Annotated in this window: 19 protein-coding genes; 8 read left to right on the top strand and 11 right to left on the bottom strand. The window is 36.9% G+C overall.

Going from position 1 to position 23,594, the window contains the following annotated elements; translation table 11 throughout:
• Window positions 1-92: 92 nt before the first annotated feature.
• Complete coding sequence (locus ACXACQ_RS03990; RefSeq protein WP_474974633.1) at window positions 93-1,829, bottom strand: ABC transporter ATP-binding protein; 1,737 nt, start codon at window positions 1,827-1,829, stop codon at window positions 93-95.
• A gap of 115 nt (window positions 1,830-1,944) precedes the next feature.
• Between ACXACQ_RS03990 and ACXACQ_RS03985 the strand changes: the two genes are divergently transcribed.
• Window positions 1,945-3,846, top strand: coding sequence for a rhomboid family intramembrane serine protease (locus ACXACQ_RS03985; protein ID WP_474974632.1), 1,902 nt, complete (start codon window positions 1,945-1,947; stop codon window positions 3,844-3,846).
• Window positions 3,847-3,913: 67 nt separating this feature from the next.
• Entirely contained in the window at window positions 3,914-4,504 is a 591-nt protein-coding gene (locus ACXACQ_RS03980; protein WP_474974631.1) for a YkgJ family cysteine cluster protein, read from the top strand.
• Between the two features lie 153 nt (window positions 4,505-4,657).
• Here ACXACQ_RS03980 and ACXACQ_RS03975 read toward each other — a convergent pair whose 3' ends face one another.
• From ACXACQ_RS03975 to ACXACQ_RS03945, 7 genes are all read right to left on the bottom strand, one after another.
• On the bottom strand, window positions 4,658-5,809 hold the full coding sequence (locus ACXACQ_RS03975; protein WP_474974630.1) for an aminotransferase class V-fold PLP-dependent enzyme: 1,152 nt from the start codon (window positions 5,807-5,809) through the stop codon (window positions 4,658-4,660).
• A gap of 1 nt (window position 5,810) precedes the next feature.
• Complete coding sequence (locus ACXACQ_RS03970; protein WP_474974629.1) at window positions 5,811-6,593, bottom strand: hypothetical protein; 783 nt, start codon at window positions 6,591-6,593, stop codon at window positions 5,811-5,813.
• Entirely contained in the window at window positions 6,586-9,333 is a 2,748-nt protein-coding gene (locus tag ACXACQ_RS03965) for a triple tyrosine motif-containing protein (protein ID WP_474974628.1), read from the bottom strand. Before ACXACQ_RS03965 ends, ACXACQ_RS03970 begins: the two co-directional genes overlap by 8 nt.
• Before the next feature lie 109 nt (window positions 9,334-9,442).
• Window positions 9,443-10,792, bottom strand: a complete 1,350-nt coding sequence (gdhA, locus tag ACXACQ_RS03960; RefSeq protein ID WP_474974627.1) for an NADP-specific glutamate dehydrogenase — start codon at window positions 10,790-10,792, stop codon at window positions 9,443-9,445.
• A gap of 40 nt (window positions 10,793-10,832) precedes the next feature.
• Window positions 10,833-12,137 (bottom strand): peptidoglycan DD-metalloendopeptidase family protein, encoded by a 1,305-nt coding sequence (locus ACXACQ_RS03955; protein ID WP_474974626.1) that lies wholly within the window; start codon window positions 12,135-12,137, stop codon window positions 10,833-10,835.
• Window positions 12,138-12,162: 25 nt separating this feature from the next.
• Entirely contained in the window at window positions 12,163-14,979 is a 2,817-nt protein-coding gene (gene uvrA, locus ACXACQ_RS03950) for an excinuclease ABC subunit UvrA (RefSeq protein ID WP_474974625.1), read from the bottom strand.
• 52 nt (window positions 14,980-15,031) lie between these two features.
• Window positions 15,032-15,328, bottom strand: a complete 297-nt coding sequence (locus ACXACQ_RS03945) for a hypothetical protein (RefSeq protein ID WP_474974624.1) — start codon at window positions 15,326-15,328, stop codon at window positions 15,032-15,034.
• A gap of 277 nt (window positions 15,329-15,605) precedes the next feature.
• Here ACXACQ_RS03945 and ACXACQ_RS03940 point away from each other — a divergent pair, with 277 nt between their 5' ends.
• Genes ACXACQ_RS03940 through ACXACQ_RS03920 form a run of 5 tightly spaced genes read left to right on the top strand, consistent with a single transcriptional unit; the run spans window position 15,606 to window position 19,320 of the window.
• On the top strand, window positions 15,606-16,205 hold the full coding sequence (locus ACXACQ_RS03940; protein ID WP_474974623.1) for an RNA polymerase sigma factor: 600 nt from the start codon (window positions 15,606-15,608) through the stop codon (window positions 16,203-16,205).
• Window positions 16,180-16,416 (top strand): hypothetical protein, encoded by a 237-nt coding sequence (locus ACXACQ_RS03935; RefSeq protein ID WP_474974622.1) that lies wholly within the window; start codon window positions 16,180-16,182, stop codon window positions 16,414-16,416. The genes ACXACQ_RS03940 and ACXACQ_RS03935 overlap by 26 nt, the downstream gene beginning before the upstream one ends.
• Window positions 16,417-16,422: 6 nt before the next feature.
• Window positions 16,423-17,067 (top strand): endonuclease III, encoded by a 645-nt coding sequence (nth, locus tag ACXACQ_RS03930; protein WP_474974621.1) that lies wholly within the window; start codon window positions 16,423-16,425, stop codon window positions 17,065-17,067.
• A gap of 14 nt (window positions 17,068-17,081) precedes the next feature.
• Window positions 17,082-18,248 carry a glycosyltransferase family 4 protein gene (locus ACXACQ_RS03925; RefSeq protein WP_474974620.1) on the top strand — a complete coding sequence of 389 codons (1,167 nt, stop codon included), beginning with the start codon at window positions 17,082-17,084 and terminating at the stop codon, window positions 18,246-18,248.
• A 34-nt stretch (window positions 18,249-18,282) separates the two neighbouring features.
• Complete coding sequence (locus tag ACXACQ_RS03920; protein ID WP_474974619.1) at window positions 18,283-19,320, top strand: DUF4421 family protein; 1,038 nt, start codon at window positions 18,283-18,285, stop codon at window positions 19,318-19,320.
• Between the two features lie 42 nt (window positions 19,321-19,362).
• Here ACXACQ_RS03920 and ACXACQ_RS03915 read toward each other — a convergent pair whose 3' ends face one another.
• The 3 genes from ACXACQ_RS03915 to ACXACQ_RS03905 all read right to left on the bottom strand — a co-directional run bounded on the left by ACXACQ_RS03915 (window position 19,363) and on the right by ACXACQ_RS03905 (window position 22,366).
• Window positions 19,363-20,913, bottom strand: a complete 1,551-nt coding sequence (locus tag ACXACQ_RS03915; RefSeq protein WP_474974618.1) for an Rne/Rng family ribonuclease — start codon at window positions 20,911-20,913, stop codon at window positions 19,363-19,365.
• 241 nt (window positions 20,914-21,154) lie between these two features.
• The gene (locus tag ACXACQ_RS03910) at window positions 21,155-21,997 is read right to left on the bottom strand and encodes a tetratricopeptide repeat protein (protein ID WP_474974617.1); all 843 of its coding nucleotides are present in this window, start codon (window positions 21,995-21,997) and stop codon (window positions 21,155-21,157) included.
• 66 nt (window positions 21,998-22,063) lie between these two features.
• Entirely contained in the window at window positions 22,064-22,366 is a 303-nt protein-coding gene (locus ACXACQ_RS03905) for an HU family DNA-binding protein (protein WP_474974616.1), read from the bottom strand.
• Window positions 22,367-22,477: 111 nt separating this feature from the next.
• Here ACXACQ_RS03905 and mutY point away from each other — a divergent pair, with 111 nt between their 5' ends.
• Window positions 22,478-23,584, top strand: coding sequence for an A/G-specific adenine glycosylase (gene mutY / locus ACXACQ_RS03900; RefSeq protein WP_474974615.1), 1,107 nt, complete (start codon window positions 22,478-22,480; stop codon window positions 23,582-23,584).
• The last annotated feature ends 10 nt before the right edge of the window (window positions 23,585-23,594 follow it).

Raw genomic sequence — 23,594 nt, 5'->3', positions numbered from 1 at the left:
TAATTAAACGTTTGTTTAAGTCAAACGTTTGTTTAATAAAAGGGTTGTATTTTTTACTGCAAATTATTTTTGATGCTATGAGAATAATATAACTATATGCGAGCTTGGTAAGTGTGCAGTTGGTGGTATCTTCCTTGCATAGCCAAAAGCTCTTCATGCTGGCCTTGCTCTACAATTTCCCCTTTTTCTATCACCAAAATTTGATCTGCTTGCCTTATAGTGCTGAGGCGGTGGGCAATTACGAAAGTGGTTCTGTTTTTCATGAGGTTTTTAAGGCTTTCCTGAATATATGCCTCACTTTCCATATCCAAGTTTGAAGTGGCCTCATCTAAAATTAAAATTTTTGGATTTGCCAAAATAGCTCTTGCGATGGCTATTCTTTGCTGCTGACCGCCAGAAAGCTTTACTCCACGTTCGCCTATTAGTGTTTCTAGTCCATCATCAAACCGATCAGTAAATTCATTGACATGGGCTGCTTTCACAGCCGCTAAATACTCAGTTTCTGAAGCTTCTGGTCTGGCAAATGTTATATTTTCTCTGATGGTTCCTTCAAATAAAAAATCGTTTTGTAGTACCACGCCCAAATGTTTTCTATAGGTGTTTAGTGCTATTTTACTAAGGTCTTGTCCATCAATGCTAACGGTACCTTTGTTAGGAGTTAGAAACGAAGCGGCTAACCCCGCTATGGTACTTTTTCCTGAACCGGAGGTGCCAACCAAAGCAGTAACACTACCTGCTGGAGCATTGAAACTAATGTTGTTTATTACAGTTTTATCTTCATCGTAGGAGAAGGCCACATTTGAAAAAGAGATGTCTCCTTTCAGCTTTTCCAGTTCAATAGTTCTTTCGTTATCGTCATTTTCTAGCGGTTGATTTAATATTTCCTCAGTACGGTCAAGGCCTGCAAATGCTTCTGTTAATTGACTACCAATATTACTCATCTGTATGATGGGAGCAATCATAAAACCTAGGTACAAAGTAAAGGCTATAAAATCACCACTGGTTAAATCATCATGCATCATCATATATCCGCCAATACCCATAATGCCACTGGTAGCAAGACCTAGTAGAAAAGTAGAAGAACTTGTCATTAGGCTGGTGGAGGTGAGGCTTTTCTTCACATTAAGGAACAGACGATTAACACCGTTTTCGAAGGTTTTTATCTCTTGCTCTTCAGCATTAAAACCCTTTATTACTCTTATGCCACCTAATGTTTCTGTTAGTCTTCCGGTAACTTCGGCATTTATTTTACCTCTTTCTCTAAAAATAGGTCGGATGTACCCAAACGCTTTTAGAGATATTACTCCGAAAATCGCTACTGGCACTAACACATATAAGGTCATGGTAGCGCTGATGTTGATGAGAATGACTAAACAAATAATAGACGTGAGTACTCCGCCAATGAGCTGCGCAAGCCCTGTGCCTACTATGTTTCTTACTCCTTCTACGTCTGTCATTATTCTACTTACTAACTCACCCGTTTTTGCATTGTCAAAGAATCTAATAGGCAGTTTAATAATGTGGCTTTGCACTTTTAGCCTAAGCTGGGCTATTAGGTTTTGGGCTTCTACACTTAGTATTTGGGTTAATGCAAAAGAGGTGATGGCCTGAACAGCAATAGCACCGATAAGTATAAATAGTAGTATTTTGAGTTGCTCGTAATCTTGTGATGGTACTACTGTATCTATCAGGTACTTTGTAGTGCCTGGCAATACTAGCCCAGCTATTCTACTGATGATTATTAATAACAACCCTAATAGTATTTGATTTTTTCTTGGCCAGACAATGGTTTTAAAAACATGACCAATACTAACTTTTGACTTACTCATATTTGCTTGATATATATCAGTATTACGTATTTTCTATAAATAGTTTACGTAATTGTAGAAGTGATTTTTATAACCAAAAATTATTTGTAAACTTATATTTCAGTAGCTAATACTAATGAGTATAAGACTTTACAGAAATGTACCTTGGGTAACAATAATAATTATCGCTATCAATGTATTGATTTTTATTATTCAGTGTTTTCAAATACAAGGTAAACCGTCATCCATTGATCTGATAGCATGGGGAGCAAATTTTTCTCCATATACTTTGCAGTGGCAGTGGTGGCGAATATTTACCTCTCTATTTTTACATTTTGGCTTGCTTCACCTTTTAGCCAATATGTTTTCTCTCTTAACCATTGGCGTGGTGCTAGAAAGGTACTTAGGGGGCGGTAGATTTATAATTATCTATTTTCTTTCCGGTGTTTTTGGAGCACTATTAAGTGCTTATTATAACCTGTTTGCTGTAAGTGTTGGTGCCAGTGGAGCAATATTTGGGCTTTATGGGTTTGATATTGTGCTGCAAGTAATTGACTACCGACATGACTCTCGGAAGTTATTAAAAATAATTTTTCAATTTATAGTTTATGTGATCATCATTACCGTGGTGGGTAATATGTTTTACTTTGATAATGCAGCACATGTGGGAGGCTTAATTTGCGGAGTGAGCTTAGCCATTGCTTATAATTTAGCTTTGCTAAAGTTATCTCCTACTTATTTTTATGCTATTGATGCCACATTGGCCATTTGTAGTGTGCTGATATATTTTATGATTCCTCGCACTCAAGTCCAATATTTCAATGCCTTTCAAAAGCTGCTGGAAACCGATCATCAGGCGTACGAATTAATGAGCAAAGACTACGAGAATGATGATTTATTGCTAGAGGGCTTAATAAGCTTTAACCCTCGATGGAGTGAGCTCATTAGTGTTTATAATAATATGGGAACTATTCCTGATGAGCTCCAAAATGACTATCAGCAAATAATGAGGTATGTGGCAAGGAAGCAAATGGAAACAAGCTATATGATAAGGATGCTTCAAAAACAATCTTATACTTATTTTGATAGTTTAGACATAGCACGAGAAGGAAATGCTTTGGATCTTAAATATCCGCTGGCCATGGTTGAACGAGAAACTGCTCAGCAAGAAAAAACAAAAGCAAGGAAAGGAGAAATTGCTACCGAGTATTACGATAGCGCTTGGCAGTTAACCTTTTGGTCAGAGGCCAATTATTATAGAGTGGGCTATAAAGATAGTTTGGGCCGGTGGAATGGCCCAGTAAGAGACTATTTCATCAATGGAGTCATTCAAATGAAAGGATATTATAGTCATGGGCTTAGAGATGGTGTTTTTCTTTATTATACAGATGATAGTGTGTACAGCTCCGTGGGTAGATATCAAAAAGAGCGAATGATAGGGAAGTGGGAAGAGTTTCATGCTAATGGGCAATTATATAAGGAAGTGAGGCATGCGGACAGAAGCTATTTGATTAATGCTTATGATGAAGAGGGGAACATTCAAGTAGAAAAGGGAGAAGGAAATATTATAAAATTGCATAAAAACGGGCAGGTGGCTTTATATGAACATTATGAAGGTGGTTTGCCTGATAGCCTTGCCTACGGAAACTATGAAGATGGGCGTACTTATTTTAGAGAGCTGTATAATGATGGAATGCTTTTACATGGGGTTGCTTATGATACAAAAGGACAACAACACACCTATGATATGTCTACATTTTTTGCCTACCCCGTTGGAGGGGAAAAACACTTTGAAGATTACATAGCCAAGGAAAAGCAAAAATATCCGGCAGCTAAGGCAGTAGGTAAAGTAACGGTGGTGTTTGATATAACAGGGCAAGGGCACATCAGTAATTTTAAAATACTTGATTCATCTAACCCAGCGCTAGATACCATTGCTATAAATATAATTGAGGGTGGCCCCGAATGGTTTCCTGCTAAACTTCATGGTATAGACCCGCTGCCCAGCCAAGGGTATTACGAAATCAATTTTCCCTGATATTAATTTATAGGTTTTATCCATTTATATACTTTGCTTTTGCTACATTCGCACGATTTTTTTAGCGATGACGATCTATCGTAAAGTTCAGGCTGTGGAACGGGTTTTTGCAGGTCTGGAAAAGGAGTTGGCCTCCTTTAAAAGTGCAACAGGCCTTCAGTGCGTTAACGGCTGTGGTTTGTGTTGTCAAAAGCCTGATATCTCTGCAACTGCATTGGAGTTTTTGCCTTTGGCCTATCACCTGCATAAGGAAGGTATGGCTTATGATTGGTTTGAAAGACTCAATGATCAGAAATCAACATATTGTTTTAGTCTATCTTCAATGCTTACCCCTGGTAGCTTGGGCTTTTGTAGCCAATATAAATACAGGGGGCTGATTTGCAGACTTTTTGGCTACGCTGCCATGTTAGATAAATATGGAGAGGCAAAACTGGTAACCTGTAAAACTATGAAGGATGAGTATCCAGATGCGGTTGAAAAGGCCAGTTTACATTTGCAAGAAGGGCGTTCTGCTCCTATTATGAGAAACTTCTACTTTCAGCTACGAACTATTGATGCTGAGCTTGGCCAATCATTGGTGCCTATTAATGTGGCCATGTTAGAGGCTATTAAAGTAGTTTTGAGTTACTACGCTTATAGGAGACCACGAAGGGCGTAATTTTCATTTAAGACTTAATAAGTTAAACAATAAGTATGCTAATGCCGTTTAACATATGTCCTTACCAAGTAAGGGCTTACAGCTAACTACATGGGTTTTTCCCGTCATGAATTATAATATTACGGACCGCTGTTTTTCTTAATGCCATTAGAGTTATTTGCGGTCCGTAATTTTTATCAGTTGTTTAAGCTTGTCTATAAATAGATCCACTTCTTCTTTAGTGTTATAGTAATGTAATGACGCCCTGATCATGGGAGGTAAATTCCTTTCTATAGAATCTAACAGGGTGCCTACGGGCAGAGAAACAGAAACGTTGAAACCATGATTATGTAATTGCTGTTTTAAGCTTGAAGCAGGTAATGGCGTGGTGAAAGTGACTATACCGCCTTTAGTTTTTCCAAGGTCTTTAACTTCAACTGTAGGAATAGAACCGAGCCCCTTTCTCATGTATTCTCCCAAAGTGTTAATTTCTAACCATGCCTTTTCAATGCCGTAATGGTTTAAAAAGCGAAAAGAATAGGTTAAGCCTATTTGGCCTGCTTTATGCCTTTCATAGGTTTCAAATCTTTTGGCATCAGGCACGGGTTCAAAATTATTCACATCTTTCCAAGAGGCCGAAAGCATATCCAGTGAAGCAGGAAATGAAGTTTTGAGTATTTTTTTTGATACATATAACATACCGGTACCTCTAGGGCCACGCAAATACTTACGGCCCGTGGCCGTAAGAAAATCGCACTGTATATTTTTTACATCCAGAGGATACTGACCTATGGCTTGACAAGCATCTAATAAGTATAAAACATCGTACTTTTTAGCGATTGCACCAACTTCCTCTGCAGGGTTTACTATACCGCCATTAGTAGGAATATGCGTTAAAGCTATAAGCTTCACTTGCTTTTCTTTACAAATTTTTTCTAAAGCTATTGTGTCTATTTCTCCATCAGCATTAGCAGGCGCTACTATTATATCGATGTTTTTAGTTGCTTTAACTAATAGGTAAGAGATGAAATTACTGGCATATTCACTGTTAGAAGTAACAATAACATCGCCAGAGTGAAATTGAATAGAAGAAAATGCTCGTTGCCAAGCCACTGTAGCGCTTTCTGCGAAAGCAATTTCTTCAGGTTCTGCATTGATTAGCTTTGCCGCTTCGGTGTAAAACTGTTCAAATTCACTATGGTAGGCCGCTTCAGTTTCATATCCTCCATAGTTGGCTTCATCTTGCAAATATTTTATTTCAGCATCCACTGCTTCAGGTAGTATAAGAGAAGACCCGGCATTATTAAAATGTATGTTTTTATTCATGTTAATAACTCGTTTTTTCAAAGGAAGTAAAGACTTCTTCTGGTAACTCGTTGTATACTTTTACATCAAATGGGCCAAGCTCATTGGACCTGTTAGAAGAAAGTAATACACCTTCATATTCTTTGTAATTATCCCATGGCCAAACAGCGGATGCAGAATCTTGTGAAGCTTTATTGTAATAAGCCCACTGTTTTACTAAATGATCATTTACATCTACATATACAAGGTATTTGTTGTCGGGGGTATCTCCTACATTACTGAATGTCAACTGTAGTACATCGGCACTGATGCCTGTAAGTGTAGTGTCCATGCCATTATATTTTAACTGTACACCACTGTCTTTTAATTTAAATGGCATTACTAACCAATAAGAATCATTGATCCATATACTCTTAGCTTCGTTTAAGAATGTTTCTTTCTTGGTTTCGTCAGTCACTTCAGTGCCATTCTCGCTTACCTTTCCTTCCATATTTTCTATGTCTAGTAAATAAACAAGTTGTTTGTCGGGGTTGTCAATTCGTACTTTATTGTCAAACTTATCCCAGATGAGGTGTCTTGTACTTCCGGGCCGGCCGAAATCCCAGCTAATAAAGTGCAACTGATCGTAATTTTTCCTCCCTCCCATGGCTATCATTACACTATCAGCTAGGTCAATGGCTTTGGGGTCTGAGTGTGCTGCATCAAACCCTCTGGCAGCGGGGTTTGCATTTTTTTCGGAAGAGCTGTTCTGGCAGGCACCAGCGGCTATTGCAACGAAAGCTAAGATGGGTATAAGTTTATTCATTTTGGGTTTTCTTTTGTTCTTTTAAATCTTTAACAGAGATAAAGTCTAAAACTCTGACATCTTTTTCTCTAAAAATATATTTTCTTAATAATCCTTCTACAGGTAAAATGATGATGGCTATTATGATTTGTATAATAAAATCAATTACTGGTGAGCTGAGGCTAAATTCATTTTCGGCAGTAGTTTGTATAAATTCTATAATGATAATTAAGGTGAGTAAACCTAGAATTCTACTTAAAATGGGGTATTTATAGCCAATTTTCCTCAGGTTTATCGAGAGTAACAGAATGAGTGAAAGCACACAAAACTCCATGACATAAAACCATGGTCTTTTCCAGTAAGGAGGAATTATTTCAAATGAAATAGGTGCTGAGTTATTAATTTGGCCAAAAATATTTTTTGACCTCACGTGTAACTTATACTTCCCGTCTGGGAGGTACGGAAAATCTATAACATTATAGCTAGGTGACCACTCAGACCATTTCTTATTTAGCCCTTCTAATTTATATTGATATTGGATATCTATAATGCCGGAATATTCGGGCTGAATGAATTCAAACATCAACTGACTATTTTGTTGATCAAATACTAATTCTGGTGTAGGCATTACCTCTTCCGAATTTGATTTTATATCCTTGAGTAGAAGTTGATAATTTTCGTTTGTGAGGTATCCTGAGTTGGTGGCTACTTTGTAAAGGTCTCCGTTATCAGTAATTACCCAAAAATTACCATCTTCTGCGTCCAAATCAATAAATGTGATATCTTTAAAGGCACTCAGCATGTCAATTTTTTGCGATCCAATATTACTTGCCAAGGTCTTCCATTTAGTGCCGTTTTTAACCCAAATATGATCGTTGCTGCCATGCAAATATCGAGCAATACTATCTCCTTTTGTTACCTGTTGAAGTTTTTCGGCTTTAGCATCTAAAGCGTATATGCCATTTTTATTGATAAAAAGTAAGCTGTCTCCATGAGCTACTCCATAAGTTTCGTAGTAATAAGGGTTGTCAATTTCGTACTCATCTAGGCTTTTGATATTGTTGCCCTGCATGCTTATCCAATAAAGCTCGTCCATGCCGCAGAACCAAACCCTATGTTTGGTATCTTCAAAGATATAATGGACATCATCTTTAAAGTCATCAAAAATATTGATTTCTGTATGCGGAGGTGCTAAATCAAATACTTGAAGGCGGTCGTTAAAGGTGCTAGCAAATATCTTATTATAATTTTTACTGATGTACGAGGTCCTTATCGGAGCAGAGCTTATGCGGATCGCTTCATTTGATCTTATTTCAAATAAACCATCTAATCCGGCACAAAAAAGTTGACCATTGGCCTCTTCAAGAGAAAATACATTGGACTCTACGTTATCAATTTTTTTATAGATGTATTGTATAGATTTTAGCTCTTGTTCTATTTCTTTTTTGAGGTGCGTAACCGTTTTGATTTCCGACCTGCTGGTGGCCTCTTGTTTAGCTTCTGGGTGATTTACCTTTTCTGTCTCTTCTTTTTTGTGTAAAAAAGAAAACAGGCCCTTTTTCCTTTTAGAGTCATCATTTTGGCTAGACTCTTCCTTCTCTAGTGTGGGCGTAGCAGGCTTGTTGTGTTTAATGATTACTTGCTCAGAAACTTCAGTATATTTAATGATGTCGTTATAATTCCTGACTTCATCTAAATAAAAGACTCCAGTTGTGGTACCTACAAATAATTTGCCGCGGTGGTTTTTTACACATAAAACCTTGCCTTTCAAACCTGGGTAAAGGTTATAATTTTGAAAAGGCATATAAGGAGAAATACGAGTCATCCCTCTGCTATGAGCTACCCAAACACCCTTATGCGTGTCTACTGCCATGGCCAGCACTTGGTTGTCTGGTAGGCCAGATTGGTAATTAATTATTTTAGTTACTTTTTCTTTTATAGGGTTTATAAACACAATACCTCCTCGAAGTGTGCTAATAGCGCACAAAGTATCTGTTAGCCAAAGGCCATTTTGAATGTCGTTGTTCTGTAAATATTCGTGATCGAGAGATTCAGTAATATTTTTAATGCCTTGCAGTGGAGTATACACAAAAAGCTCGTTCGTAGTAGTGCCTATTAAATACTGCTGTCCATTATTGTTTTTGTTAATAAACCTCAGGTTTAAGCCAGTCAAAGCTTTGCTTTTGGGAGATACTAGTTTTTTATCTTGTAGCAGTTGAAAGCCCCCTTGAGAGCTTTGAATGTATATGTGATTTTCAAATTCAAATAAGTCTTCTAATTCTCCTTGGTATTTGGGAGTTATTACTTCGTGATGGCTATTGGTTAAATTATATCTATAAATGTGCCTTGCATTTATCGCATATAAAAGCCCATCTTTTAAAAGTACTTTGGATATGTCCGTGGCGTTAAATTGGTCAGATAGCGAATGATATTTGAATTTATATTTATCATCCCTTTTTATCATGCCGAAGCCACTGAGGCCCCCTGTATATATATTGTTGCTACTGTCTAGAACTATAGATACAGTGGCTGATGGTGTTTTTATAAAGTCCCAGTTTTTACCATCAAATCGTAATACACCTGTTCTGTTGGCAATACAGATAATGCCATGGCTATCTTGAGCAATGTCAAAATTGATATTGTCGAAAGTTTTACCAGTAGGGGTGTAGTGGGTCAGAAAAAAATTACCTTGCTGGGCTTTTAACTTGCTGAAACCTAGCCCTAAAAGGATTATAAATAAACTAATTAAAGCTCTTTTCACGATGGCTTAATACCTGATTTTGTGTAAAATACAGAAAGTAATCGCATAATATCAATAAAAAACCCTGAACTTATGAGCTCAGGGTTTTTTATTTATGATAATGGCATGCTTATATAATGCCTTGAGCGATCATAGCATCAGCAACCTTTTTAAAGCCATAAATGTTTGCACCTACCATATAATTATCTTTATGGTTGTAGGCTTCTGCTGCAGCTAAACTGTTATCATGAATTTTTTTCATAATGCTTTTTAGCTTTTTATCTACTTCTTCTTTAGACCAGTAGCTGCCCATATAATTTTGCATCATTTCTATGCCTGATGTGGCTACTCCACCTGCATTTGAAGCTTTTCCTGGAGAGTATAAGATATTACTGTCCAATATTACTTCTATGGCATCAGCCTCCAGAGGCATGTTAGCTCCTTCACCAACTAACTTTATTCCGTTCTTTGCTAAATTCTCAGCATCTTTTTTATTCACCTCATTTTGGGTAGCGCACGGAAAAGCTAAATCCGCTTTGATGTCCCATAAAGGGTTGTTTTCTTCTCCCTTTTTAGTTTCGGTGTATTTTGCTGAAGAGTATTTGTCTGCATACTCTTTAATTCTTCCTCGCTTCTTGTTTTTCAATTCTTTGATGAACTCGAGCTTTTCTTGATCTATACCCTCTTCATCATAAATAAACCCAGAAGAGTCAGATGCAGTAACTGGTTTGGCTCCTAAGTGTAATAGTTTTTCAATAGCATGTTGCGCTACATTTCCAGAACCTGAAACTAAACAGGTTTTGCCTTTAACACTATCGTTTTTAGTGTTTAGCATGTTTTCTGCAAAGTAGATAAGCCCGTAGCCAGTTGCTTCCGTTCTTAGCAAACTACCTCCCCAGCCCACTCCTTTACCAGTAAGTACGCCTGTAAATTCGTTGTTAATTTTTTTGTAAGTACCGAACATGTAGCCTATTTCTCTACCGCCTACACCAATGTCTCCTGCAGGTACATCCACCCTATGGCCTACATGATGATTGAGTTCTATAAAAAAGTTTTGGCAAAACCTCATGATCTCGCCATCAGACTTACCTTTAGGATCAAAATCAGATCCTCCTTTGGCACCGCCCATAGGCAAACCTGTTAATGCGTTTTTAAGAATTTGCTCAAACCCTAAAAACTTAAGTATTCCAGGGTATACAGAAGGGTGAAATCTTAAACCTCCTTTATAAGGTCCAAGGGCACTATTCATTTGCACTCTGTAGCCACGGTTAACTTGCACTTCACCATTGTCATCCACCCAAGTAACTCTAAAAGAAACTAACCTTTCAGGCTCTAGCATTCTTTCGAGTATTTTATGTTTTCTGTACTCAGGGTGTTTATCAAGTACAGGTTGTACGGAATTAATTACTTCTTCGGCAGCCTGATGAAACTCAGGCTCTCCTGGGTTCTTTTTCTTTACAAACTCCAGTATATCAGACATATTATTTTTTGTTTTTTTATTAGTAAAGAGCTTTTACTCTTTAAGATATAATTAACCAACCTGTTTGCCCAGACATTGTTTTTACGTATTTAAAATTCTGATATTCAGCAAGTATATCTATATGCTCGTTGGCTTCGATATATCTTATTGGCACAGCATCTTCTTGTATCCCAGACAAAAGCATGTTGGCTTCATCCAATTTTATACGGTGACCATCTCCTAAAGGGTTCAATAAATTTTTGTATATATACCCCTTTAAATGATTGGGTAAAGTTATGAGGTACCAATCATTAGTTTGACCTGTTATTTGTAAAAAAGTATTTTCTGTGATTTGAGAAATGATTTTGGATTTTGTGCTTGGCGAAAGGCGTATATTGCCTTTTGCTACAGTAAGTTTTGAAGGGGATAAAAACCTAGATGTGTCTATATTAAATGACTTAATTTGCGCTGAAGCGGTTTTCACATAAGGTAAAGGATCACGGCTGCCATTCTTATAAATCCCAAAATGAAGATGAGGAGGAGTGTATTTTGCATTTCCGGTATTACCTACCAAGCCTATTGTATCTCCTATATTAATTTTTTGGGCACTACTTACTAATTGCTGGTTTAAATGAGCAAAATAATACGAAAGATTTCTTTTAGAGTCTCTTAGCCATACTACTTTTCCGCCTAGTCCATTGAGGCCTACGCGGGTTATGAAACCATTTGCAGGAGCAATAACAGGGGTATTGGCTTGGGCAAAAATATCTATGCCTTCATGGCTTCTATTGCCTCCATCACGAGGGTCTCCGTAAATACTGCCAATGGAGCTGTTACTGGCACCAGCTACAGGCATCTTTAAGGCAGGGTGAAAGCTAATCTTTAAATCATAGAAAAGGTCAATTAAGAGTTCTGGTTGCACCCGAATAAGGTATTTGCCAGTGCTGTTAATTTCGTAACTGATCTTATGAGTAGAATCAGCATGGGCAACACGTGTCCACTCTTGGCTCTTTAGTTGAAATAAATCTATAAAAAGAGAGCCGGGTTTTTGTGTTGAAACATTGCATTGTACATTGATTACCTGACCTTCTTTGGCTTTTAACTGGTAAGATTTGGCGTCAGGTGATGATGCGCTGAAATAGCCCTTTTCTTGATAAGGTGTGTTTATTTGTAAAGAATCTTGCAGGGCATTATTTCCAGCCTGCAGCCACCTTTTTGCCAAGGCGGTTTTGGTTAAGTCTGCTTTTTCTAGAGACTTGGTGTATTCTTCATAGGGAGAAGTCCTATAAAATGCTTGTTTGATTCCGTTTAATCCACTGCATCCGGTGAGTAAAAGCAGTACAATAACTGAAGTTAATATTCTCATGCTGCTTATAACAGCAGCATGAATTTTAAAGTTTGTCTTTTAAAAAGTCGGCCGTGTAATTCTGTTTTAATTTTGCCATTTCCTCGGGTGTTCCTTCAAAGCAGAGCGTTCCTCCGTTTTCGCCACCTTCTGGCCCTAGGTCTATTATCCAGTCTGCAGATTTAATCACCTCCATATTATGCTCAATAATCAGCACGCTGTTACCTTGTTCAACTAAAGCGTTGATCGAGTTAAGTAATTGGCTAATGTCATGGAAGTGTAAGCCTGTAGTCGGTTCATCAAAAATGAAAAGTATATGATCCTTTTTATCTCTGCTGTTTTTTCCTAAATAATAGGCCAGCTTTACACGCTGTGCTTCACCTCCACTTAAAGAGTTTGAAGATTGGCCTAGTCCGATATAACCTAAACCAACATCAGCTAGTGGTTGTATCTTATTCAGTATACTGGTTTTTCCATTAAAGAAAGTGATGGCTTCTGATACGGTTAGGTCCAGCACATCGGCAATATTTTTCCCTTCGTATTCTATCTCCAAAATCTCTTTTTTGAAGCGTTTTCCTTTGCAGCTTTCGCAGGTGAGGTAAATGTCAGCCATAAACTGCATTTCAATTTTCACTACGCCCTCTCCTTGGCAAGTTTCACAACGGCCGCCATCTACGTTAAAAGAAAAGTGACTCGGCTTGTAACCACGCTGCTTCGCTAAAGTTTGGTCAGCAAATAATTGCCTGATGGCATCATAAGCTTTTACGTAAGTAACAGGGTTGGAACGAGAAGATTTTCCGATCGGGTTTTGATCTACAAATTCAATTTGTGTTACTTTTTCATAATCACCTTCTAGGTGGTCAAATTTTCCTGTAGCATCTGAAACGGTACCTAATATTTTGCCTACTCCAGGGTATAGAATTTTTTTAACGAGGGTGGATTTACCTGATCCACTAACTCCAGTAACCACTGTTAGTACACCCAGCGGGAAATTTACGTTTATGTTTTTGAGGTTATTTTCTCTTGCTCCTATAACCTTAATGCCGTCTTTCCATTTTCTTCTTACGGCAGGTACGGGTACGCCCTCTCTCCCCAACAAATAGTTTGCTGTATGTGAGTTGGAGTTTTCTAGTTCGGCATGTGTGCCTTGGAAAATTAATTCTCCTCCGTGTACCCCCGCATCTGGGCCAATGTCTATAATCTGATCAGCGGCATTCATCACCTCTTCTTCATGCTCTACCACAATTACTGTATTCCCCATGTCACGTAATGACTTGAGAACGCCTACCAATCGTTTGGTATCACGTGGGTGAAGTCCAATGCTCGGTTCATCTAATATATACATAGAGCCAACCAAGGCGCTTCCTAATGAAGTAGCTAATTTAATCCTTTGAAACTCACCACCAGATAATGTGGCTGTCATTCGGTTTAGTGTTAGATAACCTAAACCAACTCTTTCTATATATGATAACCTATTATTAATCTCTTTTAATAGCCTTCTAGCTATGGCTTCTTCGTGCTCTGTAAGGTTGATATTGTCAAAAAACTCAATTACACGCGCTATAGGCATTAATACTAAATCTGTAATTGATTTGTCGTTAAGTTTAACGTAAGATGCATCTTTACGCAAACGTGTTCCTCTACAGTCAGGGCAAACAGTTCTTCCTCTGTATCGAGAAAGCATTACTCTGTATTGAATTTTATGTGTTTTAGATTCTAGAAATTTGAAGAAGTCATTTAATCCTTCAAAGTATTTATTACCAGTCCATAAAACCTCTTTTTCTTTTTCAGAAAGTTCAACATAAGGTCTGTGGATAGGAAAATCAAATTGAATACCATTTTTCAACAATGGAGCTAACCATTTTTTCATGGTTTCACTTCTCCATGGTGCAATGGCTCCTTCATAGACCGAAAGGTTTTTATCAGGTATTACTAGATCAGGGTCAATGCCCAATACTTTACCAAATCCTTCGCACGTACGACAGGCTCCGTATGGGTTGTTAAAACTGAAAAAATTAACATTTGGCTCTTGAAACTTAATGCCATCTTCTTCAAACCTGTCAGAGAATTTCTTTACCTCTATGCCTACTAAGTGAGTAGTACAGTCGCCTATGCCTTCAAAATATGCCGTTTGCACAGAGTCAGCCATTCTGTATTGAGTGTCATCATCATTATGTTTGACTACAGCTCTATCTATAAGTATTTCTACTGCTGATTTTTTAGATATGCTTTTGGGGTTATCTGTCAATTCTTCAATGAATTGCACCTCTCCATCTACCAGCACCCTAGTATATCCCTTGCTCAGTAATATTTTAAGTTCTTGCTCTACAGATCGTTCTTGTTGAGGTTTTAGAGGGCAGCTAATCATCACTTTAGTGCCTTCCTCATGTCCCAAAATATAATTCACTACATCTGCTACACTATCTTTAGATACCTTTTTGCCACTTACAGGTGAATATGTAATCCCTACGCGCGCAAATAATAGTTTGAGATAATCGTAAATTTCTGTGGTGGTACCTACCGTAGACCTAGGGTTTCTTGTATTTACCTTTTGCTCAATAGCAATAGCAGGGCTAACTCCTCTTATGTAATCTACTTCGGGCTTTTCCATACGGCCAAGAAACTGACGGGCGTATGAGCTTAAGCTTTCCACATACATTCTCTGGCCCTCAGCAAATAAGGTGTCAAATGCTAATGAAGATTTTCCAGAGCCGGAAAGACCTGTAACTACTACCAGTTTATTTCTGGGTATAGCTACGCTAAGATTTTTTAAATTATTTACTCTTGCCCTTTTTATGATGATGTTTTCTCGAGGGTCGAGTTGGTCAAGAGCTTCGGTGTTAGTAGGTGTAGTATCTTGCATATTCTTGGGCAAAGATACTACACAAATGATATATTAGAAATGTTTCTAATGTTTAACCTTCAAAATCTGGGTCATAATCATCCCCTACATTGATATCATCATCGTCATTACCATCATTATCATCATCGATATCAAGATCGTATTCGCCTTCACTATTTCGGGTCACTGCAATTTTTACCAGATACATGGTGTCTTCAGTTTCTAAAGGAACAGCAAAAAATGGTTCATTCTTAGCGTTGTTCAAGCGCATCAAGCTGTTCTCGAAACCATCAGGATACCTTTTTTTAAGTAAGCTTTTTAAATCTAAATCTAGACTTTCCAGACTTTTGATTACTCTTCTTTTTTCCATTTTGAGTTAGCCTTGATCTATATCTCGTCAGTTTTTAATTTGAGGTGGAAATGTAGTAAAAGATTTCACTACGACTAAAACTTTACACTGAAAAATTTAATGTTTAATTAAAAAAAAGTTAGGGGAGTAACCTTCAACTAATTAAAAATCTTGAATTTAATATTGCTTGTTATGGCTATTTTTTTTTACATTTGAGATTCAAGTTTTACATTTCCCACAATTAATCTTAAAAGCGACAATATGATATAAACCTCTACGTTAACTAAATGTAATCTTAATGGAGAAGTATAGAATTAGTGATAGCAAATTGGTATCGCTGTATATGCAAGGTAACGAAGAGGCTTTTAAACAGTTGCTTGACAGGCATAAGTCGCGTATTTACACTACTATTTATCTAATAGTAAAAGATAATTACATCGCTGAAGACTTATTACAAGAAACTTTCGTTAAAGCTATAAATACCATTAAAGGAGGCAGGTATAATGAAGAAGGTAAATTTTTACCTTGGATTACCAGAATAGCTCATAACCTTTCAATTGATTATTTTAGAAAGGAAAAGCGTTATCCTACATTAATACTTGAAGATGGGAGTAATGTGTTTAATACACTCGAGTTTTCTGAAGACTCTGTAGAATCGTATCAAATAAAGCAGGATACTCATTCTAAAATCAGAGATTTAATTCAGGAGCTGCCCGAATCTCAGAAGCAGGTCTTAATAATGAGGCACTATATGGATATGAGCTTTCAGGAAATTGCTGAGCAAACTGGTGTAAGCATTAATACCGCCTTAGGAAGAATGCGCTATGCGCTTATTAACTTAAGGAAAAAAGTAAAACAATATAATATTGCCTATGATCAAAACATTTACCCAAGATGATGTAGTAAGATTCATATATAATGAGACATCTGCTGTTGAAACTGAAGAGCTTCAGCAAGCGATTATCTGCGATGCAGAATTAAATGATTTTTACGTAGATATGCTATTGATGAAGAAAGAACTTGATAATAGCATGAAAACCCCTTCGGATAAGGTGGTTAGTAACCTGATAAATTACTCAAAATCTCTAAATTTGCATTCCAATCATTGATGTGGGATGCAGAGAAAAGAAAGATATCAGGCGTTTATAAAATATTTTACTGAGCATCAGCCAGAAGCTGAGACTGAACTCCACTATAGTAACCCATATGAGTTATTGGTGGCGGTTATTTTAAGTGCTCAATGTACCGATAAGAGGATCAATCAGGTCACACCTGCACTGTTTGAGGAGTTTCCTACACCCGAGCATTTAGCAGTAAGTAACTTTGATGAACTGTTTCCTTATATCAGGTCAGTCTCATACCCTAATAATAAAACCAAACATTTATTAGGGATGGCCAAAATGCTTGTAGAAGAGTTTGATTGTGTAGTGCCTGCAGATGTAAAAACACTGCAAAAACTACCAGGTGTGGGAAGAAAAACAGCAAATGTAATTGCTTCAGTAATTTATGATCAGCCAACTATGGCAGTGGACACTCATGTTTTTAGGGTGTCTAAAAGGTTAGGGTTGGTTAATCAGAATTTAAAGACCCCGCTAGAGGTAGAAAAGCAACTTGTAAAACATATCCCTGAAGAATATATTGCTCGAGCACATCATTGGCTTATTCTTCATGGAAGGTATGTTTGTCTCGCCCGTACTCCAAAGTGTATGGAGTGTTCCCTGACTAACTTTTGCCGCTATTTTGAGAAAAATTATAGCTAGGCACATTAGGTCGTATGCGAATCAGAATTATTCACCAGTATTATAAAACCCCTGATGAAGGTGGGGCGTTGCGCTCTTATTACATTTCTCAGTACTTTGCCTCATTGGGCTATACCGTAGATGTAATTACAGCTACCAATGAAGGAAAGTGTTTGAGGGCTATGCATGGAAGTGTAGAGGTTCATTATTTGCCTGTTTATTATACTAATCATCTTACTTTTTGGAGTCGAGTACATGCATTCTACCGGTTTGTAACAAAGTCTTTGTTACTCCTAAAAACTTTGCCACAGGCTGACCTGAACTACGTAATTACCACGCCCCTTACTACAGGTGTTATAGCGCTGTACGCTAAGCGGAAGTATAAAACACCCTATTGTTTTGAAGTGGGGGATTTGTGGCCCGAAGCTCCAATACAACTTGGCGTTATTAAAAACCCATTTTTAAAGAAGCTAGCTAGGTACCTAGAAAAGAAAAGTTATGGGGGCGCGAGTAAAATTGTGGCGCTTTCTCCGGATATAGCTGAGGTTATTAAAAACAGAAATACAGGTAAGCCGCTACAGGTAGTTACTAATATGTCTGATGTTGATTTTTTTAAACCAGAAGTAAAATCCGAACATTTAAAAAAGAAGTATAAAACAACGGATAAGTTTGTAATTACTTATGCGGGCACTGTAGGTATGGCCAACCGGCTTGAATACTTGGTGGCTGCAGCGAGAGCGATGAAAGATAACAATGAAGTAATCTTTTTTGTGGTGGGAGCTGGCGCTCAGTGGGCGTACATGAAAAGTCTAGCTAGTGATTTAAATAATATTAGATTTTTTGAATTTGTAGATAAGCAAGGTGTAAAAGAGATAATGAACGTTACGGATGCTGTATATATTTCATTTGACCAAGTACCAGTATTAGCCACAGGTAGCCCTAATAAGTTCTTTGATGGGATAGCCGCAGGAAAGATTATATTGCTCAACTTTAAAGGATGGTTAAAGCAGTGTGTAGAACAAAATAAATGTGGCACATATATTGATCCTGAAAAGCCTGAGGAGTTTTTCAGTATGATAAAAATGTATGTTGATAATAGTGATTTGCTGGAGAAAACTCAAGCCAATGCTAGAACGCTGGCAGAAACTGAGTTTAATAAAATTATACAGTTAAAGAGATTACAACAATTTTTAAGTTTATAACGTTGTTAATTATTGCTTATTGATTGATTTTCAAATGAATAGAAAGTTTTTGACGTGTGGATTGATGATGATGATTGGGGTGCTGTTCTGTACAGTGTCTTATGGCCAGGGTGATTCCACATTCGTAAAATCTTTTCCTAATAAGTTTAACATGAAAGTCTTTGGTAGTGATAAGATTTTAAGGGTTGACTTAAATAATAACGATAATTCATCAGTCCAATACTTTCCTAATAATCAAGGTGTGCTTGGTGTGGGGGTGTACATGTTTGATATAGGTTTGGAGTTTGCTGTTAAAGTTCCTGATTTTCTTCAGCGTGATGAAAAGCAATTTGGAGTAACTGATTTCACAGATTTTCAAGGGAATATTTACGGTCGTAAATGGTGTTTTGATATCACATATCAAAAATATAAAGGCTTTTACATAAATAACCCTGAAGTTATATTTCCTGACTTTAATAAAACCAGTATCTACCCTTATAGGGGTGATATGGCGGTGAAAAAGATTATTTTAAATGGAATACATATTTTTAATAATGATAAGTTTTCATTCAGGGCAGGTTATAACCAATCAGAAAGGCAAATTAAGAGTGCGGGTTCATTGCTAATGCTTACTTCCTTTAACCGTACTGAATTTAAGGCGGACTCAGCTTTGCTACCTATCCAGATAGAGCCAGAGTATGGTGTAGATGCTGGTTTTAAACAAGGAGATTTTAGTACCTTGTCATTTTTGCCTGGCTACGGTTATACGTATGTGAAAAAATACTTCTATGTTAATGTGAATGCTGCAGCAGGCATAGGTTTGCAATATCAGGAGTATGAGCTAGATCAAAAAGAGCAGAAAGACTTTGTATTGGAGTCTAAAGTAAACCTAAGGGCTTCTCTTGGCTACGACCATGATAACTTCTTTTTTGGTGCGGCAGCTATTTATGATAATGGCAGCATGAATTTACAAGATGCCACAATACAAAGTGCCAGTGGTAATTATAAGGTGTTCTTTGGGTATCGATTTGGTGAGTTCGGTGTTTTGAAAAAGTACAGTATTAGGCAGGCGCTTGAAGCTGTAGGATTATAAAAAAAATGATATCATAGCATCAGTAGCCATGATATCACTTCTTTACATTTCAATTTCTTCTCCAAATTTGTTTAAAAATTGGAATTCTGTTACTCCGAGGGAGGAGTCTTCAATCATTTTTATCCACTTAAAGTATTTCAAGAACCACTTTGTTCTTCTTGAAATAGCCCCTTGTGTGAAATATGCATAAATGAAAGGGTGTAAAACTATCGTGATTCCCTTGTCATTTTGCTTAGTCATTAAATGGTCTACAGTCCTTTCGATCTGATCAGACACTAAAATTGATGCATTTATTTTACCTGTTCCCTGACATGTAGGGCATAACTCACGTGTAGTAATGTTCATTTCAGGTCTTACCCTTTGGCGGGTAATTTGCATCAACCCAAATTTTGATAGAGGTAAAACTGTAAACTTAGATCTGTCACTCACCATTTCTTCTTTCATGGTTTTGTAGATCAGTTTTTTGTTTTCAGCCTTTTTCATGTCGATAAAATCGACAACTATTATACCTCCCATGTCCCTAAGCCTTAGCTGCCGGGCAATTTCTTTAGCGGCTTCTATATTTACAGATACTGCCGTGGCTTCCTGATCTTCTTCGCGATTAGACTTATTACCGCTATTAACGTCAATCACGTGCAGAGCTTCTGTATGCTCTACTATAAGATAGCCACCCCCTCTTAAGCTTACTGATTGGCCAAATGCAGATTTTATTTGGCGCTCAATACCAAAGTTTTCAAAGATCTTTGCTTTGCCATTATATAGTTTAACGATCTTCTCTTTATCGGGAGCTATAGTCTTAATATAAGACCTCACTTCATTGAGAATGTCTTTATCGTCAATGTATATACTGTCAAATGATTCATTTAAGACATCACGAAGTATTGCAGATGCCTTACTCATTTCGCCAATGACTTTTTCTCTTGGCTTGGCGGCTTTCAAGGATTTAATCCCTTCGTGCCAAATGTTTAAAAGATTTCTTAAATCTAAATCTAACTCCCTTACATCCTTACCTTCTGCTACAGTTCTAATAATGACACCGTAATTATCTGGTTTAATGGATGAAACTAGTCTTACTAGTCTTTTGCGTTCTTCACTGCTTGCTATTTTTTTAGAGATATTTACCGTATTAGAAAATGGTACAAGCACCAAATATCTCCCTGCTATTGACAACTCACAGGATAGCCGTGGCCCTTTGGTTGAGATGGGTTCTTTTACAACCTGAACAAGAATTTGCTGATTTTTGGAAATAACACTACTGATTTTTCCATGCTTGTCTATGTCAGGCTTTAAGCTGAATTTTTCCAGCTTACTAGACGTGTTCTTTTTGGAAAGCGCACGTTTTGTAAAATCATGTAGAGAACTGAATTTAGGACCAAGATCAAGATAATGTAGGAATGCATCTTTTTCGTAGCCTATATCTATAAAGGCTGCATTTAGCCCTTGCACAACTTTTTTAACTGTGCCGAGGTATATATCCCCTACATTAAATTGATTTCCATCTTCATCTTGATGGAATTCAACCAGGTTTTTGTCTTTTAAAAGGGCTATACGACATCCATTCTGAGTTGAATTTATTATTAATTCATTACTCAAAACTTTATATTTTGAAGTTAGTCATAACTAAATATGATGTGTATAAAAAAAATTATCCGACCCCAAATTCCATTTAGGGTCGGTTAAAAAAACCTAGTAAGATTATTTTTTCTTATGTCTGTTTTTTCTTAATCTCTTCTTTCTCTTGTGAGTAGCAATCTTATGTCTCTTTCTTTTCTTACCGCAAGGCATATCTTTAAAAGTTTATTTCCAACCTAAGTTGAAATGGTTAAACAATATTTTATTTAAGTTCTTCTAAATAAGAATCAACGGTGGCTTGCACCTCTGGGTCCTTACTTAGCGATTTTACTAATTCAAACTGCTCTTTAGCTTTCTCTCTATTGCCTGTTTCAAGGTAGCTCACTCCTAAGAAAAACTGTCCCTGCATATTTTCAGGGTATTTTTCTGTTAACTGACTAAACCTTTCTACAGCTTTGCCATATTGGTTAGACTGCATTGACAATACACCCAAATTGAAAATAGCATCTTCATTTTCTGGGTCTGCCTGAAGTATTTCTCTCAACATTGTAATCCCTTTCATAGGGTTTGATGTAGAAAGATGAGTCATAGCTACTTTGTTTTTAGCAGCTAAATTATCAGGCGATGCATCTAATACCTTATTTAAATATTCTCTGGCTTTTTCTCCCATTTCGGCTCTTTTTTGCGGGTTCATCGCAAACCCATAAGCCTCATAATAGGTGTTGCCAGCACGTAGCCAATTGGCTTCGTTTGGAATATTCTCAGCAATTATTTCAATGAACTTAGCTGCGCTATCGTATTTATTGATACTTAGATACAGCTCTGCCAAAGAGTCTGCAAAGATAGTATTTTTTTCATTAACATCACTATCGTTGATAGTAATCTTTAATTTATCAATTTTTTTCTGTATTTCAGCAGGCGTTTTTTGCGTGTGTACGTCTGTGAGATTTTCTTCTGAAGGGGTGTTACTGTGGGGGGTGTTTTCAGTAGCACTGTTCTCAGTTAATTTGTTATCTTCATTGTCTACAACAACTTTAGGTAGGCTAAAAATAATAACCACTAGCAGAACAGCGCTTACAAATAAAATTATCCGTGTTTTTAGCATTGCTATATGTTTAAAAATATAGGCAAAAATACAAGGATATTATTCAAATAGGAAAAAAAGAGGCTATTAGCTGTTAGCCTCTTTTACTTTATCACTGGTTTTAATTTTTTCAACAAATACTTTTGAAGGCTTAAAACTAGGAATGAAGTGTTCGTCAATAACTATAGCAGTGTTTTTGGATATATTTCTAGCGATTTTTTTCTTACGCTTTTTGTTTACGAAACTTCCGAAACCTCTTACATATATATTATTGCCCTCAGACATCGCATTTTTTACAATATTGAAAAATGCTTCTACGGTTACTGATACGTCTGACTTGTCAATTCCAGTCTTGTCTGATATTTCTGATATTACTTCTGCTTTTGTCACTTATTTATATGCTTTTGGGTTAACTAAAAATTACTTAAACTGTATATTGGCAGCAAATTTAGGGTGCATAGGGAGATATAAAAATTAAATATGTAAAAAATCTAACGCCCTATGTTTAGCCTAATAAGAGGAAAAATAGGTATTGTGAATAGTAAAGAATTTATAGAAGAAATCACGGATTGGTATAAAAATAATAAAAGAGATTTGCCTTGGCGTCATACTCGAGATCCGTTCAAAATATGGCTTTCAGAGATTATTTTGCAACAAACCAGAGTAGCTCAGGGCTTGCCTTATTATTTAAAATTTATAGAGGCCTTCGAAAGCGTTGAGGGGCTGGCAAATGCTGAAGAACAGGAGATTTTACGGCTATGGCAGGGGCTGGGATATTACTCAAGGGCCAGAAACTTACATAAGTGCGCAAAGGAAATTGTAAAAAATTGTAACAAAAACTTCCCTTCTGACTATGAAAACCTCTTGAAATTGCCCGGAATTGGTAAGTATACTGCTGCTGCTATTGCTTCTTTTTCTTATAAAGAAAAGGTGGCCGTGGTGGATGGAAATGTATATCGTGTGTTGTCCAGAGTATTCGGTATAGACGAAGATATTGCTAGTGGAAGGGGGCAGAGATTTTTTCAAAAATTTGCCAATGACTTAGTGCCTTCAAAAGACCCTGATATTTACAATCAGGCAATCATGGAATTTGGTGCACTGCAGTGTACACCCAAAAGTCCGGATTGTAGTAATTGTATATTTAACGTAGACTGCTATGCCAGACAGAATAAATTACAAAGTGATTTACCTGTGAAAACAAAAAAGGTGAAGGTAAAGGAGCGTTTCTTTAATTATTTTGTCTTTATTAATGAGGCCGGTCATGTACTGATGAAACAACGTTTTGGTAATGATATATGGAAAGGACTTTATGATTATCCTTTGCAAGAAACGGAGAGCTTTATTGATGCTCCTATTGAACTTATAGATTTTCCTTTGGTTCAGGGGATGAAATCGTTTATCGAATCAGTGGAAATAAGTGAAAGTTATAAACACGTACTTACACACAGAAAGATTTTTGCCAGATTTTTTGCACTGAAATTAAAATCTTCTGAAGAACTATATCATATTATTGAAAAAAATGAGCTGAGGTGGTACAGTGCCGAAGAAGTAGATGAATTGCCTAAGCCAGTTTTAGTTTCGCGCTATTTGAATGATGCTAATTTTTAGCTAGATTTAA

The sequence above is a fragment of the Fulvivirga sp. AWR4_260 genome, assembly GCF_056158185.1.
This window is presented reverse-complemented; position numbering and strand designations above follow the sequence as displayed.